This is a genomic window from Nonomuraea sp. LPB2021202275-12-8 (genome assembly GCF_037044575.1).
Classification (GTDB): Bacteria; Actinomycetota; Actinomycetes; order Streptosporangiales; family Streptosporangiaceae; genus Nonomuraea.
The window spans coordinates 1-14,322 of the sequence record NZ_JBAHWD010000070.1 but is presented as its reverse complement, the minus strand read 5'-3'; the positions used below and the strand labels follow the sequence as shown (position 1 = coordinate 14,322).

Sequence of the window (14,322 nt, the reverse complement as noted above, 5' to 3'; positions counted from 1 at the left end):
ACCCAGGCAGTTCCCTCGTTCCAGGTCCATCCAGGTCCGTCCAGACTGTTGTTAGCAGCCGCGTTAGCACGCGCTGCTCCCTCGATCCGCAGTCTCCACGTCCGACACAACGAAAGCAGGGACGCTGCCCGGTCGGGAAGGGGACGATGTCTCAATACCTCAGTGGCCGGGCACCGGACGACTGCGGCCGCGCACAACCACTGTAAGGACATGTCGCAGAGGAGCCCCATTCGTGGACTACATCACCCCCGTCCTTGCCGCCGTCATCGCAGTGGTGGGGACGTTGAGCGCGTCGATCTACACTCAGCGATCCGCGCTTCAAGGGAAGCGGATGGACTTCGACCAAGCCCAGGCCCAGCGGAGAGAGGAGCAGGAAATCATTGAGCGGAAGGCTTGGCTGGAACAACGACGTGCATGCTATATGGCGCTGAATATTGCCATTAGGCAATATCGCGCAGCTATCAACGATCTTCTACATGGTATCCGCGATGACAAGAGAGATGATGAGGTGAGAGCTGACCTTTCACAGGCACGCCGCTCGTATATCGAACGGCACGCTGAAGCACAGATGACTGCCCCCAGGGAGGTACTGATGACCGCCGGCGCAGTAAGAGGCCATCTCAGTAGCTGGTATGGGCTGGCCAGGAGATTGAACCAAGGGATTGCCCACGAGGGAGAAACTCTCGACGCGGCTTTCACCCACAGCGAGCTGTTCTGGGAACGAATTGAGCGCATGCGTGCGGCCATGCGAAGTGACCTTGGAATCGCAGATGCCTCCAATGAGCCATCCGAACTTAAGCGGAACGCGGGAAGCGAATGACAGCACAGCGCCAAAGCCACGTGCGTGGTTCGAAGGTGGTAATCCACCGGCCTGTGATCTCATGTGATCGCCGCTTGACTGGCGGCTTCGCCGGTCTCGCAGAACCTTCATTTAGGGGGTCGCGAACGCCTCGCTCGAGGTCTGCAGCACGGTGAGGAGCTCCTGGAGCAGTGCGTTGATGTGCGGACGCGGCGGCAGGTCGTCCATGCCGATCCGGCTGGGCTGGCGCGGATCTGTCGGTGCAGGACGTCGTCGCTCGGATTGCGATATTCAGTGACGTGATCTCAGCGAATTGCCGGTAGGTAGTTGTGCTCGAAATGGATGAGGACAAGCGCTGCGCGGGCGATGTCGCCGATTCTGCTGGGGCTGACAGTGATGTGCTGGAGGGTGCGCCAGCGGCCTTTGAGCAGGGCGAATCCGCGTTCGCCGAGACAGCGCAGGGCGCGTAGGAGCCGGTTGTAGGTGCGGTTGTCCGGGCTGAGGATCTGGTTTCCTTCGGGCTGCCTGATCGGCGTGTGAATGCCGATTCCGGCGCCGTCGTAGCCGCTGTCGGCGTGGGTGGGCAGGCCGCGTGCGGCTGCGGCGTACAGCGCGCCCAGCACATGGGTGCGGGCGGCCGTCAGATCGTGCACCGAGCCAGGCTCGACCTCGGCGATCCACAGGGGCAGCCCGCTGGGTGCCGAGAGGGCCTGGAGGTTGCCGGCGTGCTGGTGGACCTTGCCGGCGTACCAGGCGTCGATGGGTTCGCCCTTGACGCTAATGATCTGCTCGGCACAGCGGTCGATGCCGATCAGGGTGCCGTCGAGGATCACGTAGGCCAGCCCGTCAGGCCCGAACGCCGGCGGAACGTGGTCGAGGATTGCGCGGAGCAGCATGTGACAGGCTTAGGGCTGGTTGGCCGCGTAGTTGCTGTTGAGCTCCCGGGCCAGGCTCACGAGCTTGTCTAGATGATTGATGCCAAGGGGTCTGGTTACGGTTAGTGGTCGTAGGCGATCAGGGATCGCTTGATCGGCTGGCCGGTTTTATCGTTGAGCCAGATCGCGCTGGTCAGCGCAAGGATGCGGGCCTCGCCGGCGACCCTGAGCTCGCGCACACTCATGTGATCATGCTGACGTCGTTCGAGATCGACGACTACGTCTTCGACGCGCTGCGCGGCGGCGCTGCCGGCTTCTTGCTGAAGAGCGCCGAACCGCAGGAGATGCTGCAGGCGATCCGCGTGGTGGCGGCGGGTGAGTCGTTGTTGTCGCCGTCGGTGACGCGCCGGGTGATCTCCAGGTTCGCCGCAGGTGGCGCTGCGGGTGGCGACGAGCCCGGCCTGGTCCGGGAGCGGCTGGTGATGCTGAGCGAGCGTGAGCGGGAGGTGGTCGGTTGGGTGGCGGCCGGGCTGTCCAACGATGAGATCGCCCGCCGGTTGGTGCTCAGCCCGGCCACCGTGCGCACGCATGTGTCCCGGGCGATGTCCAAGATCGGTGCCCGGGACCGGGCCCAGTTGGTGGTCTTCGCCTACCAGGGCCGCCTGCCGGTGCCCGACCTGCCGTGAGCCGGTCTTCGTGACCCGATTTCCCGTGAGCCCGGGCCGTCATAGCCGGCTGGGCCACCAGGTCCTCGCGCCGACGTCGAGGGCCAGCGCCGGCACCAGCAGGGTGCGCACCACCAGCGCGTCGATGAGCACCCCGACCGAGACGAGCAGGCCGAGCTGAACGTTGAGCACGACCGGGGTGATCGTCAGCACCAGGAACGTGGCGGCCAGCACGATGCCGGCACCGGTGATGACGCCACCTGTGGCGACCAGGGCGCTGACCACACCGTGGTGGTGGCCACGGGTGCGGGCCTCGTCGCGGGCGCGGGCCATCAGGAAGATCGTGTAGTCCACGCCGAGGGCGACCAGGAACAGGAAGCCGAGCAGCAGGACCGTCGGATCGGTGCGCGGGAAACCGAAACCGTGAAACAGCAGAGCGCACACGCCGAGCGCGGCCGCCGATGACAGCAGCGCGCCGCCGAGCAGCAGCAAGGGTGCGACGATGGCCCGCAACAGCAGGCTGAGCACCAGTGTGACCACGGCGATGATCAGGGGAAGCACCACCAGCAGGTCACGGTTCATCGCCCGGTTCTGGTCCACGAGACTCGCCGCGGACCCGCCGACCACCGCCCGCTCGTCGATCACAACCAACCGCTCGCGCAGGAACTCGACGGTGGGCTGCGCGTTCTCGGGCGCCTGCGTCAGCACCACGGTGAAGCGTGCCCACGAGCCCGAGCCCGAGCCCGAGGTCTCGGCCGGTCCTACCGAAGCGATCCCGGGCGTGGAGGCGATGGCCGCAGCGGCTGGGGAGGCCTTGGCAGCCGGGACGTAGATCGTGGCCGGGGCGGTGACGCCGGCGGCGAAATGCTCCTGGACCAGCTGCTGCCCGGCGACCGAGCCGGGTTGGCGGGTGAAGTTGTCGGCTCCGGTGAGCGTCCCCACCTGCAACCCCAGCAGACCTGAGGCCGCCACGGCCAACACGGCGGCGGTGGCGACCCACAGCCGGCGGGGACGGCGCGCTACCGCGGTTCCGAGGCGTGCCCAGATCCCGCGGGTGTCCGCGGCGCCGGGGCGGGGAACGCGCGGCCAGAAGACCCACCGTCCCAGGCACACCAGCAACGCCGGGAACAGGGTGGTCATGGCGACCAGCGCCGACAGCACCGCCGTGGCCACCATCGGGCCTAGGCCCTTGGTGGAGTTCATGTCGGCCGCCAGTAGCGCCAGCGCCGCCAGTGCCATCGTCGCCGCTGAGGCGGTGATGGACGGCACCGTGCCCCGCAAGGTCGCGGCCATGGCGTCGTGCCGGTCGGCGTGGCGGCGCAGCTCCTCGCGGTAGCGGGCCACGATGAGCAGCGCGTAGTCGGTGCCCAGGCCGAACAGCAGCACGATCAGCAGCACGAAGCTCGACCCGCTGACCACCACGCCCGCGGTGGCGGCCAGGTAGGCGCCGCCCTGCGCGAGCACGACCCCGGCGGCCACCGACAGCAGAGGCAGCAGGACCAGCAGCGGGCTGCGGTAGGTGATCAGCAACAGCAGGGCCACCACCGCCACCGTCACCAACGTCAGCACGCCGTCGATCTGGCCGTTGGCGGCGGTGGCGTCGACCCGTGCGGCGGGCGCGCCGGTGGCGTGGGCCGCAAGGCCCGGCGGCAGCCCCTCGGCCGCGATCGCACGAGCTTCGGCCACCACCGGCTCCACCTCACCGGACTCCAGCCTGCCTGCCGCGACCGGTACGCTCAGCAGCAGCGCCTGGCCATCCTTCGACGCCTGCAGGCCGGGCAGGGCAGCGTCGGCGAGCCTGGCCAGCGCCGCGCGATCATGTTCGGCCGCGGCCCGGTCGCCCCGCGTGATGCCGCCTGCGCGGGCGTACACCAGGACGAGTGCGCTCATCTCCTGGCCGGGGAACAGCTGGCGCTCCAGAAGGAGCGCCCGGGTGGACTGGGCGCTGGCGGGCATCCAGTTGGTCGGATCGTTGTCCTGCACCTCACCAGCCTGCCCAGCCAGCCAGCCGAAACCCCCCACGATAACCAGCCAGCAGGCCAGCATGACCCACTTGGCCCGCCGTCCCGCCACCACTCGCGCCCAACGTCCCCACATCCGTGCCCTCCTCGGCCGTCCGTGGCGTACACGATCGGCGAAGCGGGCTGTCGCGCGCGTCAACATGCGACGTCAAATGCCCGGTACGGCAGACGTGCAGCCGTTCGGGAAGATCACCGACACAGGGGCGTTGACGGGCGATGGCCGAGTTGGGTGGACGCCCGCGACATCCCCACATGTTGACGGGTGTTGAGAATCGTTCGATTCTCAACACCCTGGCCGGAGCGCTCTTGCGAACTGCCGACAACCTGTCTGTGTGTCGGAAAAACGTGTTGCGAAGTCGGAGTGTTCATCAACTGTCGCAGCACCGTTTTCTCTACACTTCCGAGGTGTGACGACGCTCCGCGACGATCCGGCCCCCGCCGCAGTGATCCGCCAGGCCGCCGATGACCTCCTTGGCGCCGAACCTACAGTCCTCACCGGAGCGCTCGTCGGCTACACCCGGGTCTCCACCCGCGATCAGCGCCTCGACCGTCAGACCCGCGCGCTCGAAGCCGCCGGCTGCTTCCGCATCTTCGCTGACAAGCTGAGCGGCAAGAACACCGACCGCGAAGAACTCACCAAGGCCCTGGACTACCTACGGCCCGGCGACACCCTCGTCGTCCCCTCGCTCGACCGGCTCGCCCGCTCCCTGGCCGACCTCATCACGATCGTCGCCGATCTGCGTCGCCGCGGCGTCGGCTTCCGGTCCCTGAAGGAAGCCCTCGACACCACCACCCCCGGCGGCCGTCTCGTCTTCCACGTCTTCGCCGCCCTCGCTGAGTTCATCCGCGAGCTGATCGTGGAGGGCACCCACGAGGGCCTGGCCGCCGCCAAGGCTCGCGGCGTGCGACTCGGCCGCCCGCCCGCGATGACCCCCGAGCAGGTCCGGCACGCCCGCGCCTTGCTCACCCAGCCCGATGCCACCGTGTCCTCGATCGCCCGGTTGCTGAACGTCAGCCGCTCCACGATCTACAAGTACGTGCCCGAACTCGCCACGGGCCGCCCTGTCGTCAACCAGCCAGCGGCGCGAGCCGAGCTGGAGGCTGGCGGCTGATTTCCCAGGTCAGCGCCTACTTGGCGGCTGATGGCGCGTTGGTTAACGGCACCCCGACTTCGCGCGAGACGACGCCCTCGGGTGGTGAGGCGGTGATCGCCAGGTGGCGGTCAATGGCGAAGGTCGGGAGGCGCGGGCAGCGCGGGCGCGGGCGTCGATCATCGGGTGCGCCGAGGGGAAGCCGGTCACGCCGGGCACGTGTGCCGGATCGCGCTCAACACCCGGATCCTGATCGAGCAGGCCAAGGGCATGCTCGCCGAACGCGGCGGCCAGGCCGTCATCAACGGCGAGGTCCTGCTGCCCGAACGAGCCCGCAAGGCCCTCCGCCGCCCACCGGTCTGATCGCTGCGGCCCATCGGCGCCGCCCCTATGAAAGGGGTAGCGTCCGGGCACGGCCAGTTTCGGAGATCAGCTGGGGCGGGCCGCGATCAGCACGGCGGCGAAGACGAGGGGGGCGATCACCTGGTATCCCATCCAGACCTCGCCACCGGCGGTGCTGCCCTGCCATGCCATCAGGAGCCCGATCAGGGCAGCCAGCACCCAGCACGCGTCGTAACCGATCATGAGCTTCAGATAGGTGCGCATCGGTCGGCTGCGGAGATATCTGAGCTCGATGACGCCGCCGACCAGCAGTGCGACGCCCGCCACGGCCATCAGCCAGACCGGCGCACCAAGCAGTTCGCCGAGCGGGGCGGCGCCGGCGACGAAGACCACGGCGAGCACCACCTTGAAGGCACCGTCGGCTGCGGCGCCCACCATCTCGCGGGGCACTCGCGATGTCACGGACTGAGCCATGAGCGTCCTCCTTGGGGCTCGTTGCGTTGTTTCCATAACCACATTACGGCAATATTGAAGTTATGAGAATGACGAGGGCCCAGGCCAAGGAGCGCAATCGCAGTGCCCTGCTGGATTCCGCCCTCCAGATCGTGACCCGGGACGGGTACACGGCCAGGCTCGACGAGATCGCCGAACGCGCCGGTCTGACCACCGGTGCCGTCTACTCCCTGTTCGGGAGCAAGAACGGCCTGATGGTCGCCCTGATCACCGAGCATCTGCGGCCCTACTACGAGGAGATCGAGCAGGCGGTCCCCGCCGGGGTCGACCTGCTGGAGGCGGTCGACGCCTTCGCCCGGTACTACCGGCGCAGCTGTGACGACCCGGAGGCGGTGTCGCGCCTGTCGCTCCAGATCACCTTCCTCGACAGGGCCCTGCACGACCCGGAGCTGGGCGGCCGGCTCGCGGCGTCCGTCCGGTCCCAGGAGAACCAGCTGATCGCCCTGTTCACCGGAAGGCGGCACGGGCGGGAGTCAGTGACGTCCCAGCAGTCCCATCGGCTCACCATCGCCCTCAACGCGCTGTTCGTAGGCCTCAGTCAGGGCGTCCTCCTGGGCCTCGCACCAGGAGCCGACGAGGACTACTTCGCCGATGCCGCCCGAGCGCTGGCAGCCGGGATGGTCGTCACCGAGCAGGACGCGAATCAACGGTGAAGGCCCGTCAGAAAGCCGTGCGATTAGGCGGATTGATGCATGTCGGCCCGGCTGCCGCACCTCCTGCGAGCGGCCCGGACGGGGGTTCCGTCGCCCCTCGCGCGCGCGGTCGGTGAACTGCGCCCGTGTGCATAAGGATTCCTTCTGGGGCTCAGCTCCGCAGGCTATTGGACGCCGGGAAGACGCCTGCCCATGATGATCGGGCCGGCCGACCACGGTCCCGTCCACCGGTCGAAGGAGTCGGAGGTCAGTTGCAAGATAAGCGTCAAACCGCCAATGAGTTGATCTTGGTGGCTGCCGCCAGCAGGTTCAGCCTGATCACACCTGTGAGCTAAACCTGGCCAGCGTGTCCACTTGGGGCGTACCCCAACACCACACCTGGGACCGCAGGTGAAAGGCATCAAGATAGGGTCCATTTCCCAGTTTATTGACGTCTGTCTGCTCGGTTCTTAGAGTTCAACCTGACATTCCGAGGCGTGGAAGGGTTGCGCCGGTGCGCGTGGGCTGCATCAGGGTCTCCAGCGTCGATCAGAACACCGTCCGGCAGCTGGACGGGATCGCGATCGAGCGGACCTTCTTCGCCTACCGCAGCGTCTTGTCCTTCACCCCCGCCACCCCGGGGCCAGCGGCCCTGTGCAGCGCCGATCAGCTGGGCCAAGCGCTCCCGCCCCACCCCGTTGTCGTCACGGCGCGCCTGGGCTGAGGCTCCAAATCGACCGGCGGCAATCGACCCCCAGCACAGGTGTGGCTCGGCGCAGGCGCCCATCGTCGTGCGCGCCGCCGGGGTGGATCGTCAGGCGTCTCACCGCCCTAGGTTCGCCGCTGCCCGCACCCGCCGCGGACAGCGGCGCTTGATCGTCGTCCCTGACCACGTCGTTGCGGTTGTCTTTCGGTTGCTCGTGCTCTATGGGGGCAAGAGGATGATCCACATGGCAGAAGGCAGTGGTTCGGGCGAGCACTTCAGCGTGTCGATCGGTCTGCACGAGAACTTCGTGGTGGCGCGGGCGGTCGGTGAGCTTGATTACGCCTCGGCCGGGTTGCTGCGCCGGCCACCTGTGCAAGGCCATCGCCGTCCTGCAGAACCACCGAGTTGCGCAAGCGGCGTGAGGATGAAAAGCGTTCGCTGATGCCTATCTTCGGATGAGATTCATCTCGCTCTCTCCTTGCGTCTACGTTTTGACGATGCCTAATGGTCGTGCGACGAAACGAATCAGCCGCATCCAAACAGCTCTCTGCTGCGGATCATGGATACAAGTCGCTCGCCTGGGAGTCGACAAGACGGAAACCCGACGCCACCGAAAGCTCCAGGTGACGACTCTCAGTGGATTGTTATCCTATTGATCGTTATTTCGTTACCTACATACTCTCTGTGCGACCATCTCGGTATCGTGATTTCTCCCCTGCCACCACTTGCATCGGTGTATGTGATATTTATGACCTGAGCTCCGGACCAGATGCCGTAGACTCTTGTGATATAAACATCGATTGCTCCCGCGTTAGCAAAGCAGTGGTGCGTCCGCTCCGAGCCGGTCTGGTTCCAGATCTTCACAAATGCACTACTTGTGCAGTCGACCTTGTTGATCGCTGCGGCAGGAGTGGCCGTGACGCCCACTATGCCGCATGAGATAGCCGTGGCGAACAGGACGGAGGTGAGCGCTTTACGCATACTTGTCCTTAAATGTTGTCGTACGGATTTATTGCTCCGAAGGCACCTACGGTCTATATCTCGATCTGGAAGAGCCTCCTCTGGCCTGCAGCAGGACTTCGGGGCAGAGTGTCCATCCAAAGGCATCCGTGGGCTGTGCAGTTAGAGTGCCTTTGGGTCGGCCGGCGAGATGCGGAACCGCAGAGAAGGCGTGAGAGGTTATGGCGCGCCGCCCTCAATAAATCTTGATTCTCGTGACTGTGACGTCTGCAGCATCAGGAAATCTGTAACTTTCACCCCTCTGCAGGGTGATGGCGCCGCGGCCGCCACGATCGGTAAAATCGTACAGAACCACGTTGTTTCCGGCGCGGAGGCTGCTGACCCACCCGATATGAACGTCGACAGTGCCTGCATTGGCGAAGCAATGCCAATTGTCGACGCCCATGACAACTGCGAATTCGTACCAAGGCATAGAACCATAGCAGTCGACTGTGTTGATTGCTGCAGCAGGAGTGGCCGAGGCGCCTACCATGCCGAACGAGATGGCCGCGGCGAGCAGAGCGGAAACGAAAGGCTTGCGCATGCAATCCTCCAGGATTGGCTAGCCATTGATCGTCAGTCCAGCTTTACCTTATATCTCATCTCTGAGTCAGAAAATGCGGTTGACGGCCAAAAAGCGCTTATATACCGCCAGCAGATTTTGATGTGGCACGGCTCGGGCGGTCTCGGCGTCGATGGTGTCGCTCGTGCCGTGCCGTCGAGGCGTCGAGTCGTCTTGCACGGAGCGCCTGGCGTACGCTCTCGTTCCGATGCGCCCGACCGTTAAGCCTTCGCGCCTGCCGCCGTCTGTTTGGGTGGTTCACCGGACGGCGACGTTCGGACTCCAGTTCTCTTCAGGAACAGCCCTCCCGTGAAGTAACTTGGCACCTGGATCGCGGACGGTCTCGGCCATGATGGGCTCTCGGCCGTCACTCCGAGAGAAGTGAGCGCTTGGCGCGACCACCTGGCCGACGCCAGCAACCGCGCCGCGACGGCACTCCCTCACCGATGGCACCGGCGACCGTCAACAACCACCTGACCCACCTGTCGGCGCTGTTCACCTGGATCACCGCACGCCCCCGAAGGGCTGCTGCGCCACGGTGACCCGACCAAGAAGGTCGTGCCGCTGCCCCTGCCCGCCCCGCAGCCACGAGCGCTGGCCGCCGCCCAGGTGCGCACCGTCAAGAACATCGTGGACCGCATCGAGACCTTCCACGAGCTCAAGGGCCGCCGTCACCGCGGCACTTCCTCACCCCGGGGGCACGCCCACGCCCGCCCGCTGCGCGACCGCGCCATCATCTACCTGCTGTTCGGCACCGGAGTGCGCCGCGCCGAAATCACTGGCGCGATCAGCGTCGCCAACCTCCACGACAGCCTGGCGCTGGAACCCACTGATGCGCAACATCCCGCCCATTCGCTCCCGCCGCGGGCCACGACGGCGCCAACCCGCCAAGCTCCACGGCGATAAGGGCTATGACTATCCTCACCTGCGAGTTTTCCTACGCGGCCGGGGCATCGTCCCGCGTATCGCCCGCGGCGGGACCGAGTCCACCCAGCGCCTGGGACGTCACCGCTGGGCGGTGGAGCGCACCATCTCCTGGCTGGCCGGCTGCCGACGCTTGCACCGACGCTGCGAGCGCCGGGCCGACCACTTCTCGTCCTTCTCCAGATCGACAACGACGGCAGCTCCTCGAACGCCGTGTACGCCCTGACCTGGTCATCAGACAAAACCCACAGGCATGGACAACGGTAGAGATGTCAATGATCACCGCTAACCTCGGGCTTTCACGGGGAATTTGAGCCGAACTGATCGTTTACATGAGAAAAGTGCCTTTGAGCTGGGAGGATAGGGCTTGTCGAAGGTCCTGTCCGCGCCAGAGCAAGAGGCACTTTTCACGTGCAGACTATCGCGTCCAACCGCAAGATCAGCCTGTCCGCTGACGCAAACGGTCTCCTGTCCCACGCAGGCGGCCTCCTCCTCACCCGGACGCTGGCCATCACCGGCCTGAACCGGGCGCTGTCACACGAACTGGAGCGGTGGCGCCCTTCACGCGCCGTGCACGACCCAGGCAAAGTAGCTGAGCGGCAAGAACACCGACCGCGAAGAGCTCACCAAGGCCCTGGACTACCTACGGCCCGGCGACACCCTCGTCGTCCCCTCGCTCGACCGGCTCGCCCGCTCTCTGGCCGACCTCATCACGATCGTCGCCGATCTGCGTCGCCGCGGCGTCGGCTTCCGGTCCCTGAAGGAAGCCCTCGACACCACTACCCCCGGCGGCCGTCTCGTCTTCCACGTCTTCGCCGCCCTCGCTGAGTTCATCCGCGAGCTGATCGTGGAGGGCACCCACGAGGGTTTGGCCGCCGCCAAGGCTCGCGGCGTGCGACTCGGCCGCCCGCCCGCGATGACCCCCGAGCAGGTCCGGCACGCCCGCGCCTTGCTCACCCAGCCCGATGCCACCGTGTCCTCGATCGCACGGTTGCTGAACGTCAGCCGCTCCACGATCTACAAGTACGTGCCCGAACTCGCCACGGGCCGCCCTGTCGTCGAACAGCCAGCAGCGCAAGCCGAGCTGGAGACTGGCGGCTGATTTCCCAGGTCTGCGCCTACTTGGCGGCTGATGGCGCGTTGGTTGCTCACCCATGTCAGGGGCCGCTCGGGCTGGCGGGCGCGCCAGCGGCGGGTGGCGGCGTAGGCGATACCGCCGGTGATGAGCAGAGCCAGCAGCAGCGCCTCGCCGATGGTGTGGATCAGATAGCGCGCCAGGTTCCGCTCGACAATCCACCAGGCGTCGACGGCGGAGTAGGCGAGCTGGGCGGCGCCGATGCCGGCGACCCAGCGGACGTGCGGGGTGGCGGCGGCGGTGACGTAGGCGACCGACAGCGGCCAGATCCACCCGGCCGGGGACCACGCGCCAAGGTGGTAGGCGAACACCACGGCGATCGACAGCAGCAGCACCGTCATCGGCCGGCGGCGCCGCAGGAACAGCAGGCCGCCGAGAACCAGCGCCACCGGGATCGCGCCCGGCCACGGCTGCCAGGGGGATCCCACGCCGGTGCCCAGCGCGATCGCCACGAACAGCACCACGGTGACAGCGGCGAACCCGGCATTCAGCCTGTCGCTCTATCTGGTGGTCAGGCTCATTTGGGTCACCGCGGCGCTGCTCGGGCATGGTCCGGACGACTACGGCACCGCCGACTGGTGCTGCTGAACGTCGTTACCGTGGTGACGGCGATGACCGGGATCGCGCTGGGGCCGTCGACTGCCGGCCCCTGCGCGGCCGGCTCGCGTCTGGGCTACGACACGTCCTGATCGGCCAAACCTCCGCCCGTTCTCAGTGGGACAGGGCGGTGAGGCGGTTGCTGAAGCGGGCGAGCAGCCCGCTGTGGGACGTCTCGGCGAACATCCGGCCGATCACCGGGGGGATTCGAATGTTGGCGGGGTTGCGCCTGGCCATCCGGGAGACCAGGTTGACGTGCGGGTAGCGGGCCTTCTCGTAGGCACGGAGCCGTTCCGCCGGATCGCCGCCCTTGGCGAGCTCACGCCCGAGCACCCACACGTCCTCCAGCGTCTGGTTGGCGCCCTGCCCGAGGGTGGGCGGCATGAGATGGGCAGCGTCTCCGAGCAGGGTGACCCGGCCCTTGCCCCACACCGGGCGCACCTTCTGCCAGTAGTGGCCGAAGAAGTCGAGATCGCTCTCGGACGCCTGGCCGAGCACCTCGGGAACGGGTGACGCCCAGTGGCCGAAGCGGCGCCTCAGCTCGGCCAGCGGGGCGGCGGGGCGCGGCTCCGCGGGAGACCACCGCACGTCGAACCACCACTGAAGCTTGCCGTCCCCGGCGGGGATGAGCCCGCACGCCCCCTCCCTCCCGGTGATCATGAAGTGGAGGTGGGTGCGGGTGAGGTCGATGTCGATCCGGCTCAGGGCCTGCCAGGTGCCGAAGCCGGCCGTCCGGAGGGGGACGTCGCCCCACAGCTCGCGCCGGACGACCGAGTGGTGGCCGTCGGCTCCGATGAGCAGGTCCCCTGTGCTCGTCGAGCCGTCGTCGAAGGCCGCCGTGACCCGGTCGCCGTCCTGGGTCACGCTCCGGCAGCTCGCGCCGTACGTGATCAGGTCACCGGGCAGCCCCTCGGACAGCCGTTCCAGCAGGACGCGGCGCGAGATCGACTTGTTCGGGAAGCCGTAACGCGTGGCGGCATGGGTCATGTCGGAGCTGAGCCGTATCCGGCCGTCCGCCGTCAGCGCGTCGATCCGGTCGAACCGGCCGCCGACGCCGTCAAGGCTGACACCAAGATCATGCAGCACGGCGGCGCCGTTGCTGAAGATGCTCAGTCCCGCGCCGCCCGTCCGCATGACCGGCGCCTGCTCAAAGATCCGCACCTGGTGCCCGGCGGCCAGCAGGCCCCGCGCGACAGCCAGGCCACCCACGCCGGCGCCGATGACAAGAACGTCCATATTCTCTCCAAATCGAAGTATCTTCGATACAAAGATACATCGATGTGGAGTACATTAAGTCGAGTGACCGGCAAGCACCCAGAAGAGGACGTTTTCCGCGAGTTCCTGATCGCGGTCATGCTGCACATCGAGGCGATCGCCGACCGGCTCGGCGTGCATCATGTGGACGTGGCCGCCCTCATCCTGCTGGAGATGCGCGGCCCGCTCCCCGTGGGGGTCATCTCCGAGGAGCTGGGCCTGCCGTCCGCCTCCGCGACCCGGCTCATCGACCGTCTGGAGAAGGCCGGTTATGTACGGCGGGTACGCGGCGAGCGTGACCGGCGCATGGTCACCGTGGAGCTGGTCGAAGGTGGCATGGCCGAGTACCACGCCACCCGCATCACATCCGAGCGGCACCTGGGAGAGATTCGCGGGGAATACACGCCGGAGCAGGTGCCGTTGATGCTGGGCATCCTCACCGGCGTAGCCCGGGCCTATCGCTCGGCGACTACGGAGTTGCGCGAGCAGTCCGGCTGAAGCGCCCCGGCGAACTGAACCGCCCCGGCTTTGATGGAGACCTTGGTGTGCCCCGGGTTGAGTGGAGGTGGAATTCTGGATTCTTGTCCCGCGTTCCGCGTAATTCAGCGGTCTGGATGTCCGAATTTGGGGTGTGAGCTGGGCTGACATGGGTGTGGTCGCCTGGAGGGCGTTTCTCTAGGCGGTGGTGTTCGGGCTGGTCAGCGTGATGTGGGTTTCAGGTCGATGACTTGCTTGGGGGCGGGGACGGCGAGCTTGGCGAGCAGGTCTTGCTGGGGCTTGGTCAGGGCGGTGACCTGCCGGAACAGGCCTGCGGGGCCGGTGAAGGTGCCTAGATGGAGCCGATTGAGTTCGCGGCGGCAGGTGGGCCAGGTGCTGCTGGTGGTGGTCTCGATGATCCGGATGAGCAGCAGCGCCAGCCAGCAGAGGATGACATGGGCGCGGATGCGTTCTTCGAGCCGGTGATAGACCGGCCGCAGGTCGATGATCTGTTTCATGTCGCGCCAGCCGCGTTCGACCTCCAGCAGTTGCTTGTAGCCCAGGGCGATGTCCTCGGCGGGCAGGTGCGGGTCGCTGCAGCGCAGTAGGTACTTGCCGTCCAGGTTCTCCTCGGCCTTGACCTTCGTGGTGTCGATGCGGAGCTTGCCGGCCGGTGTCGTGCGCAGGTAGCGGTTCAGGCCGGGCTTGGTGGCGATCTTCCCGCGCAGTT

At 66.7% G+C, this 14,322-nt stretch carries 19 protein-coding genes and 1 pseudogene; 11 read left to right on the top strand and 9 right to left on the bottom strand.

What is annotated here, in order from left to right; genetic code table 11:
• Positions 1 to 232: 232 nt before the first annotated feature.
• A complete protein-coding gene (locus V5E28_RS47965) occupies positions 233 to 820 on the top strand; it encodes a hypothetical protein (RefSeq protein ID WP_336216997.1) in 588 nt (195 codons plus the stop codon).
• 284 nt (positions 821 to 1,104) lie between these two features.
• On the opposite strand, the gene V5E28_RS47960 is transcribed toward V5E28_RS47965, so the two are convergent.
• Positions 1,105 to 1,695: an HARBI1 family protein gene (locus V5E28_RS47960; RefSeq protein WP_336216996.1), complete on the bottom strand. Its 591-nt coding sequence runs from the start codon at positions 1,693 to 1,695 to the stop codon at positions 1,105 to 1,107.
• Positions 1,696 to 1,796: 101 nt separating this feature from the next.
• Positions 1,797 to 1,919: a hypothetical protein gene (locus V5E28_RS47955; RefSeq protein WP_336216999.1), complete on the bottom strand. Its 123-nt coding sequence runs from the start codon at positions 1,917 to 1,919 to the stop codon at positions 1,797 to 1,799.
• Positions 1,920 to 1,925: 6 nt separating this feature from the next.
• Here V5E28_RS47955 and V5E28_RS47950 point away from each other — a divergent pair, with 6 nt between their 5' ends.
• Positions 1,926 to 2,360: a LuxR C-terminal-related transcriptional regulator gene (locus tag V5E28_RS47950; RefSeq protein WP_442946006.1), complete on the top strand. Its 435-nt coding sequence runs from the start codon at positions 1,926 to 1,928 to the stop codon at positions 2,358 to 2,360.
• 39 nt (positions 2,361 to 2,399) lie between these two features.
• Here V5E28_RS47950 and V5E28_RS47945 read toward each other — a convergent pair whose 3' ends face one another.
• Positions 2,400 to 4,436 (bottom strand): MMPL family transporter, encoded by a 2,037-nt coding sequence (locus tag V5E28_RS47945; protein ID WP_336216995.1) that lies wholly within the window; start codon positions 4,434 to 4,436, stop codon positions 2,400 to 2,402.
• Positions 4,437 to 4,767: 331 nt separating this feature from the next.
• On the opposite strand from V5E28_RS47945, the gene V5E28_RS47940 reads away from it, so the two are divergent.
• Both V5E28_RS47940 and V5E28_RS47935 read left to right on the top strand, forming a co-directional pair.
• Positions 4,768 to 5,472: a recombinase family protein gene (locus V5E28_RS47940; protein WP_336216994.1), complete on the top strand. Its 705-nt coding sequence runs from the start codon at positions 4,768 to 4,770 to the stop codon at positions 5,470 to 5,472.
• Between the two features lie 165 nt (positions 5,473 to 5,637).
• Positions 5,638 to 5,814 (top strand): hypothetical protein, encoded by a 177-nt coding sequence (locus V5E28_RS47935; protein ID WP_336216993.1) that lies wholly within the window; start codon positions 5,638 to 5,640, stop codon positions 5,812 to 5,814.
• Positions 5,815 to 5,880: 66 nt separating this feature from the next.
• Here V5E28_RS47935 and V5E28_RS47930 read toward each other — a convergent pair whose 3' ends face one another.
• On the bottom strand, positions 5,881 to 6,267 hold the full coding sequence (locus tag V5E28_RS47930) for a hypothetical protein (RefSeq protein ID WP_336216992.1): 387 nt from the start codon (positions 6,265 to 6,267) through the stop codon (positions 5,881 to 5,883).
• A 62-nt stretch (positions 6,268 to 6,329) separates the two neighbouring features.
• Here V5E28_RS47930 and V5E28_RS47925 point away from each other — a divergent pair, with 62 nt between their 5' ends.
• The 3 genes from V5E28_RS47925 (at position 6,330) to V5E28_RS47915 (ending at position 8,086) form a co-directional block, all read left to right on the top strand.
• Entirely contained in the window at positions 6,330 to 6,959 is a 630-nt protein-coding gene (locus V5E28_RS47925; protein WP_336216991.1) for a TetR/AcrR family transcriptional regulator, read from the top strand.
• 493 nt (positions 6,960 to 7,452) lie between these two features.
• On the top strand, positions 7,453 to 7,662 hold the full coding sequence (locus tag V5E28_RS47920) for a hypothetical protein (RefSeq protein WP_336216990.1): 210 nt from the start codon (positions 7,453 to 7,455) through the stop codon (positions 7,660 to 7,662).
• Positions 7,663 to 7,810: 148 nt separating this feature from the next.
• Complete coding sequence (locus tag V5E28_RS47915; RefSeq protein ID WP_336216989.1) at positions 7,811 to 8,086, top strand: hypothetical protein; 276 nt, start codon at positions 7,811 to 7,813, stop codon at positions 8,084 to 8,086.
• A 191-nt stretch (positions 8,087 to 8,277) separates the two neighbouring features.
• Here V5E28_RS47915 and V5E28_RS49965 read toward each other — a convergent pair whose 3' ends face one another.
• Complete coding sequence (locus V5E28_RS49965; protein WP_442946005.1) at positions 8,278 to 8,625, bottom strand: beta/gamma crystallin domain-containing protein; 348 nt, start codon at positions 8,623 to 8,625, stop codon at positions 8,278 to 8,280.
• A gap of 214 nt (positions 8,626 to 8,839) precedes the next feature.
• Entirely contained in the window at positions 8,840 to 9,187 is a 348-nt protein-coding gene (locus V5E28_RS47910) for a beta/gamma crystallin domain-containing protein (RefSeq protein WP_336216988.1), read from the bottom strand.
• Between the two features lie 801 nt (positions 9,188 to 9,988).
• Between V5E28_RS47910 and V5E28_RS47900 the strand changes: the two are divergent.
• Both V5E28_RS47900 and V5E28_RS47890 read left to right on the top strand, forming a co-directional pair.
• Positions 9,989 to 10,355 (top strand): annotated as a pseudogene (locus V5E28_RS47900) (transposase); the annotation flags it as partial.
• A 366-nt stretch (positions 10,356 to 10,721) separates the two neighbouring features.
• Complete coding sequence (locus tag V5E28_RS47890) at positions 10,722 to 11,231, top strand: recombinase family protein (protein ID WP_336216998.1); 510 nt, start codon at positions 10,722 to 10,724, stop codon at positions 11,229 to 11,231.
• Here V5E28_RS47890 and V5E28_RS47885 read toward each other — a convergent pair.
• Positions 11,147 to 11,716 (bottom strand): hypothetical protein, encoded by a 570-nt coding sequence (locus V5E28_RS47885; RefSeq protein ID WP_336216986.1) that lies wholly within the window; start codon positions 11,714 to 11,716, stop codon positions 11,147 to 11,149. The two genes, V5E28_RS47890 and V5E28_RS47885, sit on opposite strands and share 85 nt — an antisense overlap.
• Here V5E28_RS47885 and V5E28_RS47880 point away from each other — a divergent pair.
• The gene (locus V5E28_RS47880) at positions 11,697 to 11,852 is read left to right on the top strand and encodes a hypothetical protein (protein ID WP_336216985.1); all 156 of its coding nucleotides are present in this window, start codon (positions 11,697 to 11,699) and stop codon (positions 11,850 to 11,852) included. The two genes, V5E28_RS47885 and V5E28_RS47880, sit on opposite strands and share 20 nt — an antisense overlap.
• 123 nt (positions 11,853 to 11,975) lie before the next feature.
• On the opposite strand, the gene V5E28_RS47875 is transcribed toward V5E28_RS47880, so the two are convergent.
• Positions 11,976 to 13,097, bottom strand: a complete 1,122-nt coding sequence (locus V5E28_RS47875; RefSeq protein WP_336216984.1) for an FAD-dependent monooxygenase — start codon at positions 13,095 to 13,097, stop codon at positions 11,976 to 11,978.
• A 63-nt stretch (positions 13,098 to 13,160) separates the two neighbouring features.
• Between V5E28_RS47875 and V5E28_RS47870 the strand changes: the two genes are divergently transcribed.
• On the top strand, positions 13,161 to 13,613 hold the full coding sequence (locus V5E28_RS47870; protein ID WP_336216983.1) for a MarR family winged helix-turn-helix transcriptional regulator: 453 nt from the start codon (positions 13,161 to 13,163) through the stop codon (positions 13,611 to 13,613).
• Between the two features lie 200 nt (positions 13,614 to 13,813).
• Here V5E28_RS47870 and V5E28_RS47865 read toward each other — a convergent pair.
• Positions 13,814 to 14,322: IS1634 family transposase (locus V5E28_RS47865; protein ID WP_442946004.1), on the bottom strand; the 509-nt coding region annotated here is incomplete at its 5' end.